16 protein-coding genes are annotated in these 14207 nt (G+C 63.2%); 11 read left to right on the top strand and 5 right to left on the bottom strand.

What is annotated here, in order from left to right:
* Positions 1-25: 25 nt before the first annotated feature.
* Positions 26-1462 (bottom strand): DHA2 family efflux MFS transporter permease subunit, encoded by a 1437-nt coding sequence (locus tag VB672_RS09935; RefSeq protein ID WP_329784023.1) that lies wholly within the window; start codon positions 1460-1462, stop codon positions 26-28.
* A gap of 176 nt (positions 1463-1638) precedes the next feature.
* On the opposite strand from VB672_RS09935, the gene guaB reads away from it, so the two are divergent.
* Together guaB and VB672_RS09945 are read left to right on the top strand one after the other, a co-directional pair.
* Positions 1639-3132 (top strand): IMP dehydrogenase, encoded by a 1494-nt coding sequence (gene guaB, locus VB672_RS09940; protein ID WP_329784024.1) that lies wholly within the window; start codon positions 1639-1641, stop codon positions 3130-3132.
* A 21-nt stretch (positions 3133-3153) separates the two neighbouring features.
* Positions 3154-3585, top strand: coding sequence for an MAPEG family protein (locus VB672_RS09945; protein WP_329784025.1), 432 nt, complete (start codon positions 3154-3156; stop codon positions 3583-3585).
* A 38-nt stretch (positions 3586-3623) separates the two neighbouring features.
* Here VB672_RS09945 and VB672_RS09950 read toward each other — a convergent pair whose 3' ends face one another.
* Positions 3624-3773, bottom strand: coding sequence for a hypothetical protein (locus tag VB672_RS09950; protein ID WP_329784026.1), 150 nt, complete (start codon positions 3771-3773; stop codon positions 3624-3626).
* Positions 3774-3895: 122 nt separating this feature from the next.
* On the opposite strand from VB672_RS09950, the gene VB672_RS09955 reads away from it, so the two are divergent.
* The 5 genes from VB672_RS09955 to VB672_RS09975 all read left to right on the top strand — a co-directional run bounded on the left by VB672_RS09955 (position 3896) and on the right by VB672_RS09975 (position 8082).
* On the top strand, positions 3896-5194 hold the full coding sequence (locus tag VB672_RS09955) for an RsmB/NOP family class I SAM-dependent RNA methyltransferase (RefSeq protein ID WP_329784027.1): 1299 nt from the start codon (positions 3896-3898) through the stop codon (positions 5192-5194).
* A 53-nt stretch (positions 5195-5247) separates the two neighbouring features.
* Entirely contained in the window at positions 5248-6804 is a 1557-nt protein-coding gene (gene guaA, locus VB672_RS09960; RefSeq protein WP_329784028.1) for a glutamine-hydrolyzing GMP synthase, read from the top strand.
* A gap of 455 nt (positions 6805-7259) precedes the next feature.
* Positions 7260-7616: a hypothetical protein gene (locus VB672_RS09965; RefSeq protein ID WP_329784029.1), complete on the top strand. Its 357-nt coding sequence runs from the start codon at positions 7260-7262 to the stop codon at positions 7614-7616.
* Complete coding sequence (locus VB672_RS09970; protein ID WP_329784030.1) at positions 7613-7819, top strand: DUF551 domain-containing protein; 207 nt, start codon at positions 7613-7615, stop codon at positions 7817-7819. Before VB672_RS09965 ends, VB672_RS09970 begins: the two co-directional genes overlap by 4 nt.
* A gap of 29 nt (positions 7820-7848) precedes the next feature.
* On the top strand, positions 7849-8082 hold the full coding sequence (locus tag VB672_RS09975) for a hypothetical protein (protein ID WP_329784031.1): 234 nt from the start codon (positions 7849-7851) through the stop codon (positions 8080-8082).
* On the opposite strand, the gene VB672_RS09980 is transcribed toward VB672_RS09975, so the two are convergent.
* A complete protein-coding gene (locus VB672_RS09980; protein WP_329784032.1) occupies positions 8057-8524 on the bottom strand; it encodes a hypothetical protein in 468 nt (155 codons plus the stop codon). The genes VB672_RS09975 and VB672_RS09980 overlap by 26 nt on opposite strands.
* A 244-nt stretch (positions 8525-8768) precedes the next feature.
* On the opposite strand from VB672_RS09980, the gene VB672_RS09985 reads away from it, so the two are divergent.
* Positions 8769-9116 carry an ArsC family reductase gene (locus VB672_RS09985; protein WP_329784033.1) on the top strand — a complete coding sequence of 116 codons (348 nt, stop codon included), beginning with the start codon at positions 8769-8771 and terminating at the stop codon, positions 9114-9116.
* 25 nt (positions 9117-9141) lie between these two features.
* Positions 9142-9891: a hypothetical protein gene (locus VB672_RS09990; protein ID WP_329784034.1), complete on the top strand. Its 750-nt coding sequence runs from the start codon at positions 9142-9144 to the stop codon at positions 9889-9891.
* 95 nt (positions 9892-9986) lie between these two features.
* Here the strand turns inward: VB672_RS09990 and VB672_RS09995 are convergent, their stop codons facing one another.
* Both VB672_RS09995 and VB672_RS10000 read right to left on the bottom strand, forming a co-directional pair.
* Entirely contained in the window at positions 9987-11882 is a 1896-nt protein-coding gene (locus VB672_RS09995) for a TRAP transporter large permease (protein WP_329784035.1), read from the bottom strand.
* Positions 11883-11920: 38 nt separating this feature from the next.
* A complete protein-coding gene (locus tag VB672_RS10000) occupies positions 11921-12550 on the bottom strand; it encodes a TRAP transporter small permease subunit (protein WP_329784036.1) in 630 nt (209 codons plus the stop codon).
* 294 nt (positions 12551-12844) lie between these two features.
* Between VB672_RS10000 and VB672_RS10005 the strand changes: the two genes are divergently transcribed.
* Together VB672_RS10005 and VB672_RS10010 are read left to right on the top strand one after the other, a co-directional pair.
* The gene (locus VB672_RS10005) at positions 12845-13435 is read left to right on the top strand and encodes an NnrU family protein (RefSeq protein ID WP_329784037.1); all 591 of its coding nucleotides are present in this window, start codon (positions 12845-12847) and stop codon (positions 13433-13435) included.
* Positions 13436-13519: 84 nt separating this feature from the next.
* Entirely contained in the window at positions 13520-14194 is a 675-nt protein-coding gene (locus VB672_RS10010) for a tetratricopeptide repeat protein (RefSeq protein WP_329784038.1), read from the top strand.
* Positions 14195-14207: the final 13 nt, after the last annotated feature.

A 14207-nucleotide genomic window follows, 5' to 3' on the forward strand; every position in this document is an offset into this window, starting at 1 on the left:
TTCGCGGCGGCGATGCTAGCGCAGCTTAGCGGCCGGACATACCGTCCCCCAGGCCTGTCGACGGTGGCCTGTCCTTCACAATCTTGTGTCCCGACATCTCGGCGCCGGCGTTCGGCGAAAGCCCCATGAAGACGAAGCCGGACAGGGCGGACACGGCGGCAACCGCCCAGAAGGCGGGGCCGAAATCCCCGGCCGTGATCGCCACATCGCCGTCGAGGCTTGCCGCCGCCTCCAACACGAAGGCCCCGAAGGCGACACCGATGCTGAGCGAGACCTGCTGCAGGGCGCTCGACAGGCTCGTGGCATAGCTCATCTCGCGGTTGGAGATCTCCGCATAGCCGATGGCGTTGAGGCTGGTGAACTGGAGCGAGCGGAAGCAGCCGCCGACCAGCAGGATGATCATGATCAGCCAGTGGGGCGTCTCGGGCGCGAAGAACCCGTTGGCAGCCACAAAGGCCGCTCCGATGAAGGCGTTGATGATGAGGAGCCTGCGGAAACCTGTTCGTTCGAGGATGCGCTTGGCCATGGTCTTCATGAACAGAGCTCCGACTGCCGCGATGAAGGTGAGCGAGCCGGAAGCCAGCGGGCTCAGGCCGAACCCCACCTGCAGCATCAGGGGCAGGAGAAACGGGATCGCCCCGATGCCCACACGGAAGAGGAAGCCGCCGACCACGCTGATGCGGAAGGTCGGGATCTTCAGCAGGCCGAGATGCAGGACCGGGTAGGGGGTGCGCCGCGCGTGGAAGACATAGAGAACCAGGCAGGCCGCGCCGATCACCACGCAGCCGGTGGAGATCTCCGCCGGGATAAGATGCCGCCCGCCCGACGCGAAGCCGAGCATGAGCAGGGCGAAGCCGAATCCAGAGAGCAGGAAGCCGATGAAGTCCAGCGGCGGCGTATCGTCTTCCTTGATGTTCGGCACGTAGAGCGTCGCCATCACGATGCCGAGGATGCCGATGGGAATGTTGATGAAGAAGATCCAGCGCCAGTGAAAGAACTCTGTGATGAAGCCGCCGAGCGGGGGACCCACGATGGGACCGACGAGGGCCGGGATGGTCAGGGTCGCGAGCGCCTGCACCACCTCGCTGCGAGGAACGCTCCGCAGCAGCACGAGGCGACCCACCGGCACCATCATGGCTCCACCGGCACCCTGGACGAAGCGGGAGATCACGAACCATTCGAGGGAATTGGCGGCCGCGCAGGCAAGCGAGCCCACCATGAACACGCCGATGGCGGCCGTAAAGATCGTGCGGGCACCGTATTTGTCAGCCATCCATCCGGAGATCGGGATGAAGATGGCGAGGCTGACCAGATAGGAGGTCAGCGCCAGCTTGAGGGCGATCGGGTCTGTCCCCAGACTCTGCGCGATCATCGGCAGCGACGTGGAGATGACGGTCGAATCCGTGTTCTCCATGAACAGGGCTGTGGCGATGATCAGCGGGAGAAGGCGGGATTGACGCATGACTCGCAGGAATTAGCGCCCTGCAACCCCCTTGCAAAGACCAAAAAGGCGCAAGGCAGGTCTTCTGGAGAAGCGCTTCTCCACCCTTTGCGAAACGACAAGCTCGTGCTACGGACCCGTGCCAACTCACCAAAGCGGTGTTTCTCTTATCCGCGCACCCATTCAAGGAGTTGGTCATGGCCTCTGTATTCGCCGATAAGTTCATCGAAGGACTGACCTTCGATGACGTGCTCCTCCGGCCCGGCCGCTCCGAAGTCCTGCCCGGCGACGTGGATGTCGCGACCCGGCTGACCCGGACGATCCGCCTCAACATGCCGATTATCGCCTCCGCCATGGATACGGTGACGGAAGCCCGCATGGCGATCGCCATGGCTCAGAACGGCGGTCTTGGGGTGATCCACCGCAATCTCGAGCCGGAAGCCCAGGCGGAGCAGGTCCGCCTCGTGAAGCGCTACGAGTCGGGCATGGTGATGAACCCGATCACCATCCACCCGGACGAAACCTTGGCCGACGCGCTCGCCATGATGAAGCATCACGGCATTTCCGGCATTCCGGTGGTCGAGCGCGGACCGAACGGAACCAAGGGGAAGCTCGTCGGCATCCTGACCAACCGCGACGTGCGCTTCGCCAACAATCCTGGCCAGGCGGTCTCCGAACTGATGACCAAGGACCGTCTGATCACGGTCCGCGAGGGCGTGAGCCAGGACGAGGCCCGGCGCCTCCTGCACCAGTTCCGTATCGAGAAGCTCCTGGTCGTCGACGACCATTTCCGCTGCATCGGCCTGATCACGGTGAAGGACATCGAGAAGCAGGTGGCCTATCCGAATGCCGCCAAGGACGCGCAGGGCCGCCTCCTGGTCGCCGCTGCGACGACCACGGGCGAGCAGGGCTTCGAGCGCGCCGAGCGCCTCATCGACGCGGGCTGCGACGTGGTGGTGGTCGACACCGCCCACGGCCATTCCGTGAAGGTTCTGGAGAGCGTCTCCCGTGTGAAGAAGCTCTCCAATGCGGTCCAGGTGATCGCCGGCAACGTAGCGACCAGGGAAGGGGCTCAGGCCCTCATCGATGCCGGTGCCGATGCGATCAAGGTCGGCATCGGTCCGGGCTCCATCTGCACCACCCGGATCGTGGCGGGCGTCGGCGTGCCCCAGCTCACCGCCATCATGGAAGCCGTCGAGGCAGCCTCCCAGGCGGATGTCCCGGTGATCGCCGATGGCGGCATCAAATTCTCGGGCGATCTCGCCAAGGCGCTCGCGGCGGGCGCCTCCTGCGCCATGGTGGGCTCCCTGCTCGCCGGCACGGACGAAACTCCGGGCGAGGTGTTCCTGTACCAGGGCCGCTCCTACAAGTCCTACCGGGGCATGGGCTCGGTCGGGGCCATGGCCCGCGGTTCGGCGGACCGCTATTTCCAGGCGGAGGTGCGCGACACCCTCAAGCTCGTGCCGGAAGGCATCGAGGGCCAGGTGGGCTACAAGGGCCCGGTCTCTGCGGTGCTGCACCAGCTCACCGGAGGCCTTCGCGCCTCCATGGGCTACGTGGGGGCCGCGACCCTGCCGGAATTCCAGGAAAAGGCTCAGTTCATTCGCATCACCAGCGCGGGCCTTCGCGAGAGCCACGTTCATGACGTGACGATCACGCGGGAAAGCCCTAATTATCCGACACGCAGCTAAGCTTCAGTTGAGTTTTTGTTCATGAGCATCACCGCCATCCTTCTCCCAGTCTATGTCCAGGTCGCGCTGACCGTCCTCCTGCTCCTCTGGATGGGAAGTTCGCGGCTGGGCACCCTTCGGACCGGGCAGGTGAAGGTGAAGGATATTGCTCTTGGCGAGCGCAACTGGCCTACACGCATCCTTCAGATCCAGAACGCGTACCACAACCAGTTCGAGTTGCCGGTGCTGTTCTATGTGCTGGTGGTGCTGGCGCTGATCACCCGCAAGGCCGATATGCTCTTCGTGGTGATGTCCTGGATGTTCGTAGCGAGCCGACTGGTTCATGCGGCGATCCACACAACCTCGAATAAGGTGTCCCACCGCTTCATGGCCTTCGTGGTCGGGGTGCTGGTTCTGGCCGCCATGTGGGTGATCTTCGGCATTCGGGTGCTGGCTGCCGAGACAGGCGTTTGAGGAGCGGGATGGGCGTTGCGCCCATCCCGCACATCGCATTAGTAGCGGCGACCGCTCTCGAGCTGGGTCTTGGCGTCGGTCTGCTTCATCGGAGGCGGGGTGAGGTCGGCAGCCGGGGCCGTGGCGCAAGCAGCGATGGTCAGGGTCAGGCCGACGGCGATGAGGCCGCGGGTCAGTCGGGTCAACATAGAGAGTGGCTCCCAAGAGGAATCGTGCGGAATGCACGCAGCCTCACCATCCACTCTCGATGAGGACGGAAAATAGGAAACAATGTGTCGTTTCTACGGCCAAGCTTAAGTGTGTTTTTTCGATGACACCTGCCGCCCGCATCTCCGCCGCCTTCGAGGTCCTGGCCGATATCGACGCCCGCCGTCGTCCCGCGGCTGACGCCCTCAAGGATTGGGGCCTGTCGCATCGTTTCGCCGGTTCCAAGGACCGCGCCGCCATCGCGAGCCTGGTCTACGACGCCCTGCGGCGCAAAGCCTCCGCCGGGTGGATCATGGGCGAGACCACGCCCCGCGCCATTATGCTCGGCATGCTCAGGCTCCAGCGCGGAATGGAGCCCGATGCCATTGCAGCCCTGTGCTCGGGTGAACGTTTCGCCCCCGAGCCGCTGACGGCCGACGAGCGGGCTAGGCTGGAGAACGCAAATCTCGAAGGCGCGCCTGCCCATGTGGCCGGCGACTTCCCGGACTGGATCGAGCCTTCGCTCCAAGAGTTCTTCGGCGAGGATCTGGTCCCGGAAATGCAGGCGCTCACCACACGGGCTCCGCTCGATCTGCGAGTGAATACCCTGAAGATCTCCTCCCGCGAGGAGGCTCACGATGCGCTGCCGCATCTGGGCGCGGTCGAGACGCCGCTCTCGCCTCTGGGCCTGCGGATTGCCCCAAGCGAGGACGGGCGCGGACCGGCCGTTCAGTCGGAGCCGGAGTTCCTGAAGGGCTGGATCGAGATCCAGGACGAGGGCTCGCAGCTCGTGGCGCTCCTGTCCGGCGTCAAACCCGGCGAGCAGGTGGTCGACCTCTGCGCGGGCGGCGGCGGCAAGACCCTGGCGCTGGCAGCCCAGATGGACAATCACGGCCAGATCTACGCCACGGACAATGATGCCCGCCGGCTTGCGCCCATCCACGACCGGCTCGCGCGGGCCGGGGTTCGCAACGTCCAGGTCCGCACGCCGCGGGCCAGGGCCGACGCGGTGACCGATCTTGACGGAAAGATCGACTGCGTTCTGGTGGATGCGCCTTGCACCGGTGTCGGGACGTGGCGGCGCAACCCGGATGCGAAATGGCGCCTGCGTCCGGGCAGTTTGGAAATCCGACGCAGAGAGCAGGAAGCGGTTCTCGACCGGGCGGCGCGGCTTGTGAAGCCCGGTGGGCGCATCGTCTATATCACCTGCTCGATCCTGCCGGAGGAGAACGACGACGCCTTGTCGGCGTTCATGGAACGCCACGATGGCTTTACGCCCATGACGATGGACAGGGCTTTGGAGCAGACGGGGCTCGGACATCTCAGGAATGTCGTGCGTCCCACGGCTCATGGGCTCCAACTGACGCCGCACAGGACGGGCACGGACGGCTTTTATGCCGCGATCCTGGTGCGAAACCCATGAAAAGCCTCATATTTCGATTGTTGTCCCGACCCGGAAGGCTCTAAGAACCCGCCATGACCCAGACCCACGATAAGATCCTCATCGTCGATTTTGGCTCCCAGGTGACCCAGCTCATCGCACGGCGCGTGCGCGAGGATGGCGTCTATTCCGAGGTGGTGCCGTTCCAGAAGGCCGCCGAGGCGATCCGGACCTTGAAACCGAAGGGTGTGATCCTGTCGGGCGGGCCGGAATCGGTCACATCGGACGTGTCGCCCCGCGCCCCGCAGGAGCTGTTCGACACCGATCTTCCTGTCTTCGGCATCTGCTACGGCCAGCAGACCATGGCGGCGCAGCTCGGGGGAGAGGTCGAGAGCGGCCACCATTCCGAGTTCGGTCGCGCCGAGATCGAGGTGCTCACGGAAAGCCCGCTGTTCCAGGGCGTGTGGCAGGTCGGCAGGAAATACCCGGTCTGGATGAGTCATGGCGACCGGGTCACCAAGCTGCCGGCAGGATTCGAGGTACTGGCCGCCTCCGAGAATGCTCCCTTCGCGGTCGTGGCCGACGAGGAGCACAAGTTCTACGGCGTGCAGTTCCATCCGGAGGTGGTGCACACTCCGCAGGGCGCCCAGCTCATCCGGAACTTCGTGCGTGATATCGCGGGCTGCAAGGGCGACTGGACCATGAAGGCCTTCCGCGAGGAGGCCATCGAGCGCATCCGGGCCCAGGTCGGCACCGGCCGGGTGATCTGCGGCCTGTCGGGAGGCGTCGACTCGGCCGTGGCTGCGGTGCTGATCCACGAGGCCATCGGCGACCAGCTCACCTGCGTGTTCGTCGATCATGGCCTGCTGCGCGCGGCTGAGGCCGAGCAGGTGGTGACGCTCTTCCGCGATCACTACAACATCCCGCTCGTGCACGTGCAGGCGCAGGATCTCTTCATCGGTGCGCTCGAAGGCGTGTCCGACCCGGAGGTCAAGCGCAAGACTATCGGCAAGCTCTTCATCGACGTGTTCGACGAGGAGGCCAAGAAGATCGGCGGGGCCGACTTCCTCGCGCAAGGGACGCTCTATCCCGATGTGATCGAGAGCGTCTCCTTCACCGGCGGCCCCTCGGTCACCATCAAGAGCCACCACAATGTGGGCGGGCTGCCCGAGCGCATGAAGATGAAGCTCGTGGAACCTCTGCGCGAGCTGTTCAAGGACGAGGTGCGGGTGCTCGGCCGCGAGCTCGGCCTGCCCGATGCCTTTGTGAACCGCCATCCGTTCCCAGGTCCGGGCCTCGCCATCCGGGTTCCCGGCGAGATCACCCGGGAGAAACTCGACATCCTGCGCAAAGCGGATGCGATCTATCTCGAGGAAATCCGCAATGCGGGCCTCTACGACGAGATCTGGCAGGCCTTCGCCGTGCTGCTCCCCGTCAAGACCGTCGGCGTCATGGGCGATGCGCGCACCTACGACCACGTCTGTGCGCTCCGCGCCGTCACCTCCATCGACGGCATGACGGCAGATTTCTATCCCTTCGACATGGGCTTCCTCGGCCGGGTCGCGACCCGCATCATCAACGAGGTGAAGGGCATCAACCGCGTCACCTACGACATCACCTCGAAGCCGCCCGGGACCATCGAGTGGGAGTGATGTTAATATTCCTAATACTTCCGAGATGATCTCACAGAAGAATGAAGTATTTAGCTCAAGCCCGTGATTTCACGGGCTTTTTTCTTGGAGAATGCGACAGTTCTTACGCGGTGTCGTAGCGGTTCAAACCCGAGCAAAACACGATGGAGCTCGAATTATTCTTGGCACTTTTGATGGTACGGAATTCGACTACTCACTAGGCGAGCGCTGATACCATGCCGCACCAGAGTACCAAATTCATGGTATCGCGAAAGCGTAAGCCTTTCAGACTCCAGAACTAAGGACGATTTTTTCAGCGCTTTTCGTTCATGGTATCGCGCTGGAGCTGGTTTCTAAATCGAACCGCAATTTCCGATAGGAACAATCAATCACGCGCCCAGCTCGGTAGCGGTACAATTCTCTCCATCAACAACACCAAACAAAGGAGAGGTATGGAAGCCAAGCACCTGTGGGAAGTGGATCACTCCTACTACTGCAACGAGGGCAACTACTACGCCAGCGAAAGCGTCGAGAGCTACTACAAGTCGTTTGCCGATTTCCTGGTGGAGTGGAGCGACTCGGACATGGATTACAATCTACTGTTCCGCTGGGACTGGATCGAGCAGAGCGAAGACGATGAGCCGACCTACGACGGCGATCCGAACTACCGCAATGGCAAGCTGAAGCTGTTCTGGATGGGGCAGCGCAAGGGTCGCTACTGCTACAGCACCGTTGAAGTCTGCCGCAACGACGAGCCGACCGTGATCGAGTTCCTGAAGCCGCGCTGGGAGCATTTGCGGTCGCTGTGGTCGCCACTGCCGGAGGCCGTATGAGCGCCGACTGGATCAGCGTGAAGGATCGCGCGCCTGAGAAGGGGGAGCCGGTTGTGTACTGCAGGCCCGGCCGCAACGGACGACTTAATGTCGGAATAGCCTATTGGACGGTGAGCCAGAAGTGGAACCCGGAGATGGAAAGCACGCATGCTCCAACCGGCTTCACGCACTGGATGCCGCTGCCAGCCCCGCCGGCGTCGTGATAGACACTGGCCGAAGACTGGAGACTGAAATGGACGAAATTCTACGGGTTAGCTCGGACGACATTCTCTATCGCTTGCGCCAGGAGGAAGCCAAGCGGGCCGACGAGATCAAGCGCTGGCGCCGGAATGCTTGTGGCGGGAGTATCCAGGAGGCCGATCACTACCATCGCCTGACGAGTGACGCCGCCTTCGAGATCGCCCGGCTGCGGCTCAAGCTGAAGGAAGCCGGGATCGACCCTAACCCTCCCTTGGCCGCGAGCTGATCTTGTAGTCGGGAGCCGGCAGTCCAAGCGGGATGTAAAGATAGTTGATCACCAGGACTGGTATGCCGCGGCTGGCAATTTCGACCAGCCTGCCGCTTTCAGGGTGGGCAGTCAGATACTCCGTGATGTGGGCCAGTCCCTTGTTGGTGAGCCGAAAGATGGTCAGGAGAGCTTCTTGGGCCTCTTCCTGCCCGCCGTCATACCTACTCAGGGCGGCTTCGGGGTCGACCTTTTTAAGCGGCCCGTGATCATTGCTGAAATGCTCGATCCCGATGTCGTCGGGCTGCCTGCCGCCCCTTTGACGCAACTGGCCGTCCCGCTCATTCAATCCAAGGAATTCGAGCAGGGCACGGCAGTGAACCAGCCCAGCCTCGATAGCAGGGTTGGTGAAGGCGTTTAGGTTGCCTTCCATGACTTGCTTGCCATTGACGTGCATCGTCATGGGAGGCGCGTCCGTCCACTCCGACCGAAGTCTCAGCGCGTAGTTGAGCGTGTTGACGGCACGCATCCGGTACGGGATCAGCTTGTGAAGCAGTTGAGTGTCTTGATCTGAAGTCATAAAAATCGGCCAGAATCGGGTTTTTGAGCCATGGCACTCTTCATGGTATCGTATCCACAGCAAACCTCTAAACCATTGAAATACATGAAATGTTTCCGCCAGGAAACAACTGAGTGGGAGTAGGCCGATGCCGATGACCCTCTACGGCATCAAGAACTGCGACACGATGAAGAAGGCGCGGGCCTGGCTCGACGCCAGGGGCGTGCCGTATGCCTTCCACGACTACAAGGCTCAAGGCATCGACCGGTCGCGACTCGAAGCCTGGGCTGGTCAGGCCGGCTGGGAGGCGCTCCTCAACCGCGCCGGCACGACCTTCCGCAAGCTGCCGGATGCCGATAAAGCGGGTATCGATAAGGCTAAGGCCATCGCCCTCATGCTCGACCAGCCCTCCCTGATCAAGCGTCCGGTGCTCGATCTCGGCGGGCAGATCCTCATCGGTTTCAAGCCGGAGCAGTACGAGGAAGCTGTGCCTTAAGGCACGACCAGACGAGGGAAGGGGCATGGCTCGACGAGACAAGGTGAAGCCTGCCTTGATTGTGCTCCTGGGCGTCGCCTGGGCCAGTCCTTCCTTTGCGGAAAGCGCCGGGTGTTTCCACTTCGGCTACGAGCTCGGAGATCTCGACTCGAACGACTCTGTTTCCCTTGGCAGGATCAACAATCTCTCTCCGCGCGTGAATTTCGTGAAGCGCGAGATCTTCCAGAAGGGCTGCCCCAACAGCAGCGCCGCCTGCAAGGACAAGGCTTACCTCGTTCCCAGCGACGACGTGGTGATCTCGGGCAGCAGCGGCGATTTCGTGTGCGCCAGCTATGCCAACCGGACAGGGGCGGTGACGGATGGCTGGCTGCCGCGAGCCGCCATCTCACTGGTGCGCGAAGAGCCCATCCTGCTGCCCGGCGGTTGGACCGGAGAGTGGAAGAGCGGTCCGGAGCAGAGCATCGTCATCGAAGCAGGCGGCGACCAAGGCAAGCTGAAGATCAAGGGCGATGCCACCTGGGGCGCGTCCGATCCGGGTCGTGTCGCGCGGGGTGCCGTCAACAGCGGTGAACTGGACGGGGAGGCGCCTGTGACCGGCACCGGTGACAGCCTCTCCTTCGGCATGGGCGAGAACGGACCATTGCCGTATGACGAAGCCGATGAATACGACTGCAGGGTTCAGATGCGCCGCCTTGGCCCGTACCTGCTCGTGAAAGACAACAACAGGTGTGGCGGCCATAACGTCACCTTCACGGGTATTTACCGGCGTCAGTGACGAGGTCCGACAAAGCGGGCGAAATCTTCTTGAAGACGAGAAAGCAAAAAGGCGGGCAGCAAGGCCCGCCTTTTCATGAGTTGCGCCAGCCGGCCTTACTGGATCTTCGGCGGCTCGTCGAAGTTCAGGCCGGGGAGCCCGCCCGGCTCGCTGCCAGGAGCGCCGAGGCCTGGAACCAGGAGCTCGTCGAGCTTCTTCTGGACCGCAGCCGGATCGACTGCGGGACCGGCCGCCTTGTAGTGCATGACGATCTGCGGGAACAGGACCACGATGGCCACCATGATCAGCTGGATGATGACGAAGGGAATGGCGCCCCAGTAGATCTGTCCCGTGGTGACAGGCTCCATGCGTTTGCCCGTGACCCGGTCGGTATAGGCATGCTTGGGCGCCACCGAGCGCAGGAAGAACAGGGCGAAGCCGAAGGGCGGGTGCATGAACGAGGTCTGCATGTTCACGCCCAGCATCACGCCGAACCAGATCAGGTCGATACCCAGCTTCTCGGCCGCGGGGCCCAGCAGCGGCACCACGATGAAGGCCAGCTCGAAGAAGTCGAGGAAGAAAGCCAGCAGGAACACCAGGATGTTGACCACCACGAGGAAACCGACCTGACCGCCCGGAAGCGAGGTCAGCAGGTGCTCGACCCAGATATGCCCGTTCACGCCGTAGAAGGTGAGCGAGAACACGCGGGCGCCGATCAGGATGAAGAGCACGAAAGCGGAGAGCTTCGCTGTCGCCTCCGTCGCCTGGCGGACGATCGTGAAGTTGAAGCGGTTCGGGTTGTTGTCGAGCTTGCGCTTGACTGCTGCCAGGATGACCGAGCCGAGCGCGCCCATGGCGCCGCCTTCGGTCGGGGTGGCCAGACCGATGAAGATGGTGCCGAGCACGAGGAAGATCAGCAGCAGCGGAGGCACCATGACGAAGGTGGTCTGCTGGGCCATGTTCGACATGAGGCGAACGCCCGTGAACCGCTCGACGATGCCGACCACCAGCGCATAGATCGCGCCGGCCAGGATCATCTCCATCGTGAGAGCGAGATTCTCGTAGCCTTGCCGGTGCAGGACCACGTAGGCACCCACGAGTAGCGCCGTCAGCACGGCGGAGATCGCAATGCGCTTGGCGCCGAGCATCTTGTTCATGAGGGCGCAGATGAGCGCCACCACGGTCCCCACGCAGATCGTCAGAATGACGAAGTCGGCGCCAGCGCGGGTATTGGTCTGCGAGAGGATGTAGTAGCCGACGAGGCCGGAGAACACGACCAGGACGCCGAGCTGCCACACGCCGCGCGAGCCGTTGGGCTCGCGGAAGCCGACGGCTTCCAGCGGCAGGCCGGGAGCAGCCTTCGGGTCGATGAGCGAGGCAATGAGCACATAGCCGGCATAGAGACCGGCGAGGATAAGACCGGGCAGGAACGCGCCCTCGTACATGTCGCCCACCGAGCGGCCGAGCTGGTCGGCCATCACGATGAGGACGAGGGAGGGCGGAATGATCTGGGCCAGCGTGCCCGAGGCGGCGATGACGCCCGACGCGAGGCGACGGTCATAGCCGTAGCGCAGCATGATCGGCAGCGAGATCAGGCCCATGGAGATCACGGAAGCGGCCACGACGCCCGTGGTAGCGGCCAGCAGCGCACCCACGAAGATCACCGCATAGGCGAGACCACCGCGGAGCGGGCCGAAGAGCTGGCCGATCGTGTCGAGCAGGTCCTCGGCCATGCCCGAGCGTTCGAGGATGTAGCCCATGAAGGTGAAGAACGGGATCGCCAGCAGCACCTCGTTCGACATGGTGCCGAAGATGCGGTCGGGCAGGGCCTGGAGAAGCGGCCAGGACAGGTTGATGCTCTCCGGCGCCAGAGGGGCGAGCTCCACCGCGATGAAGAAGAAGAGAAGTCCGTTGGCCGCCAGCGAAAAGGCGACCGGGTAGCCGAGGAGGAGGAAGATAACCAGCGCGCCGAACATGATCGGGGCGAGGTTCTGGGCAATGAAGGCGGCCATGGGCGCGAAACTCCGAAATCAGATCAGGGCGAGAGGCGTCAGCGCAATGCGTCGCCCGGAGGCTCGCCGCCCTTGGTGGTGCTAGTGTCGGCCAGTTCGGCGATCAGCCGCTCGGCCTCGGCCTCGGCAGCGGCGTGGGCGCCGGCGTGATCGTGCTCGTCGACCAGCTGGCCTTTCATGATCGCCACACGCTTGATCAGCTCGCTGAGCCACTGGAAGGCGAGCGAGATGAAGCCGAGAAGGATGAGTCCCTTGGCCGGCCAGATCAGAAGGCCGCCCGCGTTGGAGGAAACCTCGCCCGAGCGGTACGAACCGATGAAATACGGGAACGACAAGTAGAGCATCAGGGCCACGAAGGGCAGCAGGAAGAACAGGTGACCGATCAGGTCGATCATGTCGCGCCCCCGCTTGGTGAGCTTGTTGGAGACGATATCGATGCGGATGTGCTCGTTCGCCTTCAGGGTCCAGGCGGCGCAGAGCATGAACACGGCGCCGAAAAGGTACCATTGAAGCTCGAGCCAGGCATTGGACGAGACGCCGAAGATGCGGCGGATGATGGCGTTGACGGCCGAGACCAGGATGGCCACCACGATGGCCCAGGCAGCGACCTTGCCGATGCGTTCGTTGATCGAGTCGATGACACGGGATAGCCCAAGAAGTGCCGTCACCTGTCTCCCCCTTGTAACCTGTTGGAATATTGTGGCCTAGCTATCGGACTTGGGGCGGCGTCGCTAGTGCCGATTTAGTCTAAAGCAAGGTTTGCGCGGTCCGTAGCGGAGAAATTTTCATGCTGCAAGATGCCCCGTGTTAAAAGTTTAGGCAGTCCAAGGGTTTGACGACGATAGGAAACTTGCGACTTGGGAGAGCGGGCTTTTCGTCCCACGTTGCCTCTTTCGTTCACAGCACTTGGTTTTCTCCGTTTGGAATGGTTATAAGTTCCTAGACTGCGGAGACTCCCCCTCGTGACGCTGCTGATCCTCGGACTGGTGATCTTTCTCGGCATGCATTCCTTCAGCATGGCGCGGGCCAGCCGGGCGGGGCTGATCGCCAGAATCGGGGAGGGGCCATACAAGGGCCTGTACTCCCTTGTCTCTCTTGTCGGCATCATTCTGATTGCGGTCGGCTACGGCCAGTATCGCGCGGCCGGCTACGTTCCCGTCTGGGATCCGCCGGTCTGGACCCGCCATCTCGCTCTTCTCCTGGTCTGGGTGGCCTTCATCTGCTTCGTGGCGGCCTATCTGCCGGGGCATATCAAGCAACGGCTGAAGCACCCGATGCTCGCGGGCGTGAAGATCTGGGCCTTGGCGCATCTTCTAGCCAACGGAGACCTCGGCTCGATCATGCTCTTCGGCTCCTTGCTGGTCTGGGCCGTCCTGGCCCGCATCAGCGCCAAGCGCCGGGACGTGGCGGCCCAGCACGGGGGCACGGCGGCACCCGCCGGATGGCGGAACGACGGGCTGGCCGTGGTCATCGGCACCGCGGTCTATCTCGCCTTCGTGTTCTGGCTGCACCCCTGGCTGATCGGGGTTCCCGTCCTGCCCATGCGGGCATGAAGCCTCTCGCCTTGTGCGGGAGCCTGTGCTAGGCGACCTCCTTCGATTGCAGGAGGCGGCCGCTTGGGCCGCATGAGTGAGACGATGGCCCCGAACGACGAGTTCATTCGCGAAGTCGATGAGGAATACCGCCGCGACCAGATGGCCCAGATCTGGAAGCGCTACAACGGAATCATCATCGCCGTCGTGGTTCTGATCGTGGCCGGCGTCGGCGGATGGCGCTTTTGGCAACATACACAGGAGACCCGCGCGCAGGAAGCGGCCGCGCGCTACGAGGAGGCCCTGCGCCTTTCCTCGGAGGAAAAGGGCCAGGAAGCTCAAGGAGCTTTCGAAACCGTCCTGAAGGAGGACGGCGCCACCGGCTACGCCATGCTCGCGCGATTCCGTCTCGCCGCCGAACTCGGTCAGCAGAACGCCGAAAACGGCGCCTCGGCCTTCGACGCGCTCGCCAATGACGCCTCCGTGCCGCCGCTATGGAAGGATCTAGCGCGCCTGCGCGCCGCCTGGCTGCGCATCGACACCGCGGAGCCGGCGCGCCTGCGACAGGCCGTGGAGCCGCTGGCGGCGCCGTCCAACGCCTGGCGCCACTCGGCACGGGAACTCTTGGGACTGTCCGGCCTTAAGGCCGGTGATATGGATTATGCGGGTCGCTGGTTCGACCAGATCGCTGCCGATCGCGAGACGCCCTCTGCCCTGAGGCAGCGCCTCGCCGTCTATACCGCTCTCGTGGCGGGCGGTCCGGTGCAGGCCACCCAGTAAGATAGGACAAGAC

Source organism: Microvirga sp. CF3016, assembly GCF_036314085.1.
Lineage (GTDB): Bacteria > Pseudomonadota > Alphaproteobacteria > Rhizobiales > Beijerinckiaceae > Microvirga.

What these genes read in the sequence shown, in the direction of transcription:
- guaA (WP_329784028.1), top strand. Translation starts at nt 5,248, where the DNA reads ATGACCCAGACCCACGATAAGATCCTCATCGTCGATTTTGGCTCCCAG.
- VB672_RS09945 (WP_329784025.1), top strand. Translation starts at nt 3,154, where the DNA reads ATGAGCATCACCGCCATCCTTCTCCCAGTCTATGTCCAGGTCGCGCTG.
- VB672_RS09935 (WP_329784023.1), bottom strand. Translation starts at nt 1,462, where the DNA reads ATGCGTCAATCCCGCCTTCTCCCGCTGATCATCGCCACAGCCCTGTTC.
- VB672_RS09955 (WP_329784027.1), top strand. Translation starts at nt 3,896, where the DNA reads ATGACACCTGCCGCCCGCATCTCCGCCGCCTTCGAGGTCCTGGCCGAT.
- VB672_RS09975 (WP_329784031.1), top strand. Translation starts at nt 7,849, where the DNA reads ATGGACGAAATTCTACGGGTTAGCTCGGACGACATTCTCTATCGCTTG.
- VB672_RS09970 (WP_329784030.1), top strand. Translation starts at nt 7,613, where the DNA reads ATGAGCGCCGACTGGATCAGCGTGAAGGATCGCGCGCCTGAGAAGGGG.
- VB672_RS10010 (WP_329784038.1), top strand. Translation starts at nt 13,520, where the DNA reads ATGGCCCCGAACGACGAGTTCATTCGCGAAGTCGATGAGGAATACCGC.
- VB672_RS09990 (WP_329784034.1), top strand. Translation starts at nt 9,142, where the DNA reads ATGGCTCGACGAGACAAGGTGAAGCCTGCCTTGATTGTGCTCCTGGGC.
- VB672_RS09995 (WP_329784035.1), bottom strand. Translation starts at nt 11,882, where the DNA reads ATGGCCGCCTTCATTGCCCAGAACCTCGCCCCGATCATGTTCGGCGCG.
- VB672_RS09980 (WP_329784032.1), bottom strand. Translation starts at nt 8,524, where the DNA reads ATGACGATGCACGTCAATGGCAAGCAAGTCATGGAAGGCAACCTAAAC.
- VB672_RS09950 (WP_329784026.1), bottom strand. Translation starts at nt 3,773, where the DNA reads ATGTTGACCCGACTGACCCGCGGCCTCATCGCCGTCGGCCTGACCCTG.
- guaB (WP_329784024.1), top strand. Translation starts at nt 1,639, where the DNA reads ATGGCCTCTGTATTCGCCGATAAGTTCATCGAAGGACTGACCTTCGAT.
- VB672_RS09985 (WP_329784033.1), top strand. Translation starts at nt 8,769, where the DNA reads ATGCCGATGACCCTCTACGGCATCAAGAACTGCGACACGATGAAGAAG.